The following is a 6,469-nucleotide window of genomic DNA, read 5'->3' as shown; positions in this document are numbered from 1 at the left end:
CGCGAAGATCACCGTCAACACCAAGTAGCACCCACCCGGCACACGCCGGGAACGCACCACCTGCGATCACAGCGGAACGCATCGACGGCCTCGTCTCCCTCCGGGAGCCGGGGCCGTCGGCGCGTCCGGGCCCGATCGGCGCCGCGCGGGCCCCTCGGACGCCCCGCGGATCGGTAGCCTGGGCACCAGACGCACTGCCGACGCCCGGGGGGCCGTCGGCATCGCCGCCGGCGGAGCGCGGTCGACCACGGTCGACGCGACCGCCGCACCCCGGACGGACCTCCCCGAGATCCCGACGGATGGGAGGCGACCGCACCGTGCTCGACTCGCTGACGCTCCGCGTCGCCTTCGGCGTCGCCACCCTCACGCTGTTCCTGCTCTTCGCGCTCGTCACGTTCCGCAGCACCCGCTCGGCCTTCAGCTTCTGGTGGTGCAGCGCCCTCGCGCTGTTCATGGCCGGATCGCTGCTCTACCTCCGCGACGGCACCGTCGACCAGGTCTGGGCGAACCCTCTCGGCAACGGGCTCAACGTCGCCGGGGCCGCCGCCGTCTGGATGGGGAGCCGGTCGCTGCGCGGGCGCCCGACGCCGTGGTGGCTCGTCGTCGCCCCGGCGGTCGTCATGGTCGCCGTCTCCTGCGCGGACGCGCCCGCGACGAACGACTGGTCCGCGGGGCCGCTGTACCTCGGGCTGATGAGCACCCTCATCGGCCTGTCGACGCGCGAGCTCGCCCTCCTCGAGGCCGGGCTGTCCCGCACGCGCTGGCCGCTCCTGCTCTCCTCGGGGGCGCTGGCCGCGTACTACGCCGCCCGGTTCGCCGTCTTCCTCGCGACCGGGCCGCGCAGCCCCGCCTTCACGACGTGGTTCGGCACCCCGTCGACGACGCTCATCACCCTGGTGCTCCTCGTCGTGGTGTCGTTCAGCATGGCGTCGCTCAGCGGAGAGCAGGTCGCGCGGATGCTCGCCGCCTCCGCCGCCCGGACACGCCAGGAGCTGATCGAGGGCGGCGGCGTCCAGCGGCGGCTCCTGCCGCAGTCCGTGCCCGACGTGCCGGGCTACGAGGTCGCGGGCGAGTGCGTGCCGAGCGGGGAGGTCAGCGGCGACTTCTTCGACTGGCACCGCACCCCGGACGGCATCGTCGTGACCCTCGCCGACGTGATGGGGAAGGGCGTCGGCGCCGCGGTCATCGCGGCGACCGTGCGCGCGTCGCTCCGCACCGCCCTCCCGACCCTCGACCCCGGCCGCACGCTCGCCGTCGTCGACCGGGCCGTCGAACCGGACCTCGACGCGAACGGCGCCTTCGTCACCCTGCTGCACTTGCGGCTAGACGCGGCGAGCGGCGACGTCGCGATCGTGGACGCCGGGCACGGCCTCGGGCTCATCTGCCGGGCGGACGGCTCGCGCGAGCAGATCCCGTCGCGCAACCTGCCCCTCGGCGCGCTGGGCGAGCAGGAGTGGGTGACGAGCACCGTCCACCTCGGCCCCGGCGACCTGCTGCTCGTCTGCAGCGACGGCGTGCTCGACCTCTTCGACGGGACCGTGGCGGCACTCGACCGCGCGGCGGACGCCGCGACGGCGGCCGGGCCCAGCGCCGCCGGCGCGGTCGCGGGCATCACGGGCCTCGCGCCGGCGGGCACGCTGCCCGACGACGTGACGGTCGTCGCCGTGCGCCGCACCGCCTCCCCGGCGTGAGGGCGCCGGGCCGACCTGGTTGACTCGAGGTCGGCACGGACGGATCGGGGCGGGCATGCAGGACGGGACGACGACGGACGCGACGGCGGGGGACGCGACGACGGACACCCGCCGGGACGCCGCGGCGCTCCTCGGGCGCCGGCGGGCGGTGTACGCGTTCATGCTCGTGTTCGGCATCGGCATGTCCTCGTGGGTGGTCCGGACGCCCGCCGTCCGGGACCTCCTTGCGGCGTCCACGGCCGAGATGGGCCTCGTGCTGCTCGGCCTCTCCGTCGGGTCGATGACCGGGGTGCTGACGTCGGCCGCCTTCGTGCGCCGGCATGGCGTGCGCCTCACGGTCGCGCTCGGCGGGGCGTCCTTCACGGCGGGCATCGCGCTCGTCGGGATCTCCGCGAGCCTCTCCTCCACCCCCGGCGTGTTCGTCGGGCTCGCCCTGACCGGGCTCGGCATCGGCTTCTCGGAGATCGCGCTGAACCTCGAGGGCGCGGCCATCGAGACGGCGCTCGGACGCTCGGTGCTCCCCGCGATGCACGGGTGCTTCAGCCTGGGCACGGTGCTGGGATCGGTGGTGGGGATCGGCCTCACCGCGGTCGACTTCCCCGTCGTCGGGCAGCTCCTCGCCGTCGCGGCGCTCGGCGGCGTCCTGCTCGTCACCGTCGTCCGGTCGGTGTCGTCCGCCACGGGACGCGTCGACCGGGACGCGTCCGCGGAGGCGGCGGGATCCCCGCGCCGGTCGCTGCTGCAGGCCATGCGGGAGCGGCGCGTGCTGATGCTGGGCGCCATCGTGCTGGCCCTCGCCCTGGCGGAGGGCTCCGCGATGGACTGGCTGCCGCTCCTGATGGTCGACGGCCACGGCGCGTCGCCGACCGTCGGCACGGTCGTGTTCACGGCGTTCGCGGCCGCCATGACCGTCGGCCGGTTCGTCGGCGCGCCGCTCCTCGCGCGCTTCGGCAACGCGGCCGTGCTCCGGGTGAGCGCGCTCGTCTCGGCGGCTGGCATCGCCGTCGTCGTGTTCGTCGACAGCCCCGTCGCGGCCGGATGCGCGGTCGTGCTGTGGGGGCTGGGCGCCGCCCTCGGCTTCCCCGTGACGCTCTCCGCGGCCGCCGACGGCGACGACCCCACGTCGTCCGTCGCCGCGGTCGCGACGGTCGGCTACGTCGCCTTCCTCGTCGGCCCTCCCGTGCTCGGCTTCCTGGGCGAGCACTTCGGGCTCCGCGGCGCGATGGTGCTGGTGCTCGTCCTCGTCGCCGCGGCGTCGCTCCTCACGCAGGCCGCGGGTCCCCGGGCGGGACGGGACGGCGGGACCCCGCTCAGCCGATCGTGACCTCGAAGCCGGCGACGCTGCGGGTCACCGTGCCCGTGGACAGCTCGACGAGCAGCGTGGTGACGCTCGTGTCGCGGGGGTTCCGCGGGTACTCGTCGCTGGCCCCGCGGGCCGGGTCCGGCACCGTCTCGAGCAGGGCGAAGCGGCCGTTGGGGGTGACCGTGAGCCCCGTGATCCGGGTCGCCGGGTCCGCGGGCACGTAGACGTCGCTCGCCGAGCCGTCGCGGACGACCACCAGCCGCTGCGTGGCCGCGCCCGTGGCGGGATCCAGCGCCGTGCGCACGCGCAGCACCGCGCCGTCGTCGCCGGGCACGAACGAGATGGCCCCGTCGTACTGCAGGTCCTGGCCGCCCGTCTCGGTGGGGAGCGTCGTCTGCTGGGCGGTGCGCAGGTCGATCTCGGTCGTCGTGCCCGGATCCGTGACCGCGAGGCGCGTGCCGTCCGCCGAGAACGGCCCCAGCGTGCCGTGCCGCCCGAGCGGGACGATCGGCGCCGACCCGTCGACGGTGATGAGGTAGAGGTCGCCGTCCTGCCCGTGCGCCACCAGCTGGGGACGCCCGGGGACGAAGCCCCAGGCCTGCGCGGAGACCGCCTGCCCGTCGAGACCGAGCACGGGCTCGGGGGCGGCGCCGGCCGCCACGTCGTCGACCATGAGCGTGTCGTCGAAGCGCCCGCCGTCGGCGCTCGTGAAGCGGAAGCCGACGGTGGTGCCCGTGTCCTCGGCATGGAGGTCCTGCAGCGTCCCGCGGTCGGGCAGCGGCAGCGGGACCTGGCCGGAGCCGTCGAGCGCGGCGATGACGAGGCCGTTCGTGCCGTCGTCCTCGAGCGTCGCGACGACGAGGGACTGCCCGACGACGGCGTACTCCTGGATCCTCGTCGCCTCGAACACGACGTCGCTCGCGCCGGATCCGGTGCCCGCCACCCGCTGCCGGACGATGCGGTCCGCCTGCTGCTCGCCGCCGCGGACGAGCACGTGCATGCCGGGGTCGCCCGTGCGGAACGAGGTGCGGAGATCGGCCGCCGGACCGCCGCCGATGCCCTGCACGCCGTCGACGGCGACCGTGTAGTCGGCGTCGTAGGCGAGCGGTCGCGCGAAGTCGATGACGATGCGGTCGGCCTGCGTGTCGACCGTGAACTCGGCGCCGGGCTCGAGCCGCACGCGCGACGCGTCGACGGGCTGGAGCGGGCGGTTCGCCGCGAGCACGAGCCGCTGCCGGGACTGCTGCACGACGGCGAGCGGATCGACGTCGGTGCGCACCAGCCGCGGCCCCTGGCTGCCGGCGGCCGCGAGCAGCCCGCCGCAGACGAGGACGAGCACGACGACCACGGCGGTGAACGCCCGGCGGAAGGCGCGCGGGGAGGCGGCGGCGTCGGTCACGGGCGGCTCAGTAGACGTACGGGTCGGCGGGCTGCTCGACCTGCTCGACGGTCGCGGGCATGACGGCGAGCGGCTGCCGGCTGCGCGCGCTCGGGTTCGAGGCGAACGGGCCGGTGACCGTGACCCACTCGTCGGTCTCGAGCGTGGACGCCCAGCCGGGCTGGTAGACGGGCACGCCGACGGGCTGCGCGTCGACCGCGCAGCAGGTGACGACGAAGCGGGTCACGTAGAAGACGTCGTCCGGGTCGTCGGGGTCGGCGCTCACGAAGCCCGTGATGTCCACGGACTTCGACGTGAAGAAGGTCGGGTCGGTGGTCTGCGCGAGCAGCTGCGACCAGTCCTTCACGCCCAGGGTCGAGAAGTCGCTCGTGCCGAGGAGCTCCTCGTCGGGCGCCGCGTCGGAGGCGACGGTGCTGGAGTTGAGGGCGCGCTGCGTGACCGTGCTCGTCGTGAGCGTGCGGGGCGGCAGGACGAGGACGGCGACGACCGTGACCGTGACGACGCCGGCGACGGCGAGGCGGGAGGCGCGGGACCGCAGGGACGCGCGGCGGCGGCGTGCGGCGGCGGGCGCGGGGTCGGATGCGGCCGAGGACGCGGCTGCCGCGTCGCCCAGGGCGCCGGATCCGTGGTCGTGGTCGTGCTCCTCCGCGGCCTCCGCGGGCCGCAGGGCGAACCCGGCGACGGTCGCGACGAGGCCGATGACGGCCATGATCCCCGTGAAGGCGAAGTAGCGCGGGTGGATGTAGAGGCCGAGCTGCCCGGTGACCGTGAGCCACAGCGTCGAGACGATGCAGGCGGCGAGGAGCACGAGGCCGACCGTGGACGAGGCCCGGCCCCCGGCGGCGCGGCGGCGGCGCGCACGGCCGGACCCGCGCGGATCCGACGCGGCGCTCCGGTCGTCGGCGTCCCGGTCGTCGGCGCGGTCGGCGGCGGGCAGGTCGTCGGGCATCCGGTCGTCAGGCGATCGCATTGACACCCCATCCCAGCGCGAGGCTGATCAGCGCGACGACCGAGGTGATCATCACGAGCGTGCGGGTCGAGTAGGTGGTGCGCATGAGCGCGAGCATCTTCACGTCGATGACCGGCCCGAACACCAGGAAGGCGACGATGCCGCCGGGGAGGAACACGGACCCGAACGAGAGCACGAAGAACGCGTCGACGTTGGAGCAGACGGAGACGACGAAGGCGAGGACCATGAGCGCGAGCACGGAGAGGATCGGGCTGCCGCCGAGGGTCACGAGCACCTCGCGCGGCACGGCGACCTGGATGAGGCCGGCCAGCAGGGAGCCGATGACGAGCGCCGGCATGATCGTCGTCGCCTCGCGCCCGAACAGGCCGATCGACTTCCGCACGCGCGCGCCGCCGTGCGCATGCGGGTCCGGCAGGGCGCACTCGGCGCGGAACTCGTCGGTGAGGAGGCGGTCGGGCTGCGGGTGCAGGCTGAAGAGCCAGCCGACGACGTTCGCGATGAGGAAGCCGCCCACGAGCCGGGCCACGAGGATCCAGCCGTCGAAGCCGAACGCGGCGTGCGTCGTGATGATGGTGATCGGGTTGAGGATCGGCGCCGCGAGCAGGAACGTGATCGACTCCGGCACCGTGAAGCCGCGCACCACGAGCCCGCGGGCGAGCGGCACGTTGCCGCACTCGCAGACGGGCAGCGCCATGCCGAGGAACGAGATGCACGCGCGGCGGAGGAACGGGTTGCGCGGCAGGCGCCGCTCGATCACGCCGGGCGGCACCCACACCTGCACGACGATCGACAGCACGATGCCGAGGATCACGAACGGCAGCGACTCGACGATGACGCTCACGGACAGCGTGACGAGGTCCTGGATCCGGTCGGGCAGCACGCCGTCGCCGAGCGCGGGGGAGGCGGCGCGGAGGGCGAGGAGGAGGAGGACGAGGCCGAGGCCCGTCGCGAGGCCGGTGCGGAGGCCCGCGGGGGCCGGGCGGCGGGCGGGGCTCAGGGCGTCGTGGGCGTGCGCGTCGTGGTCGTGCGCGCCGTCGCGGTCGAGCGTCGCGGTGCCGGTGCCGGTGCCGGTGCCGCCACTGCTGGTGCCGCCGCCGCCGCCGCTG

Annotated in this window: 5 protein-coding genes; 2 read left to right on the top strand and 3 right to left on the bottom strand. The window is 75.0% G+C overall.

Annotated features, from left to right (window positions below):
• The first annotated feature begins 299 nt into the window (after nt 1–299).
• Complete coding sequence (locus Q6969_RS11820; protein ID WP_317230615.1) at nt 300–1,691, top strand: PP2C family protein-serine/threonine phosphatase; 1,392 nt, start codon at nt 300–302, stop codon at nt 1,689–1,691.
• 55 nt (nt 1,692–1,746) lie between these two features.
• The gene (locus Q6969_RS11815; RefSeq protein ID WP_317230614.1) at nt 1,747–3,015 is read left to right on the top strand and encodes an MFS transporter; all 1,269 of its coding nucleotides are present in this window, start codon (nt 1,747–1,749) and stop codon (nt 3,013–3,015) included.
• Here the strand turns inward: Q6969_RS11815 and Q6969_RS11810 are convergent.
• Genes Q6969_RS11810 through Q6969_RS11800 form a run of 3 tightly spaced genes read right to left on the bottom strand, consistent with a single transcriptional unit; the run spans nt 3,002 to nt 6,360 of the window.
• Nucleotides 3,002–4,393 (bottom strand): hypothetical protein, encoded by a 1,392-nt coding sequence (locus Q6969_RS11810; RefSeq protein WP_317230613.1) that lies wholly within the window; start codon nt 4,391–4,393, stop codon nt 3,002–3,004. The genes Q6969_RS11815 and Q6969_RS11810 overlap by 14 nt on opposite strands.
• A 7-nt stretch (nt 4,394–4,400) precedes the next feature.
• Nucleotides 4,401–5,342, bottom strand: coding sequence for a TIGR03943 family putative permease subunit (locus Q6969_RS11805; RefSeq protein ID WP_317230612.1), 942 nt, complete (start codon nt 5,340–5,342; stop codon nt 4,401–4,403).
• A 7-nt stretch (nt 5,343–5,349) separates the two neighbouring features.
• Complete coding sequence (locus tag Q6969_RS11800) at nt 5,350–6,360, bottom strand: permease (RefSeq protein WP_317230616.1); 1,011 nt, start codon at nt 6,358–6,360, stop codon at nt 5,350–5,352.
• Nucleotides 6,361–6,469: the final 109 nt, after the last annotated feature.

Source organism: Clavibacter sp. MX14-G9D, assembly GCF_032917815.1.
Taxonomy (GTDB): domain Bacteria; phylum Actinomycetota; class Actinomycetes; order Actinomycetales; family Microbacteriaceae; genus Clavibacter; species Clavibacter michiganensis_K.
Note: the sequence above shows the minus strand (reverse complement) of the source record. Positions and strands in the feature narration are given on the sequence as shown.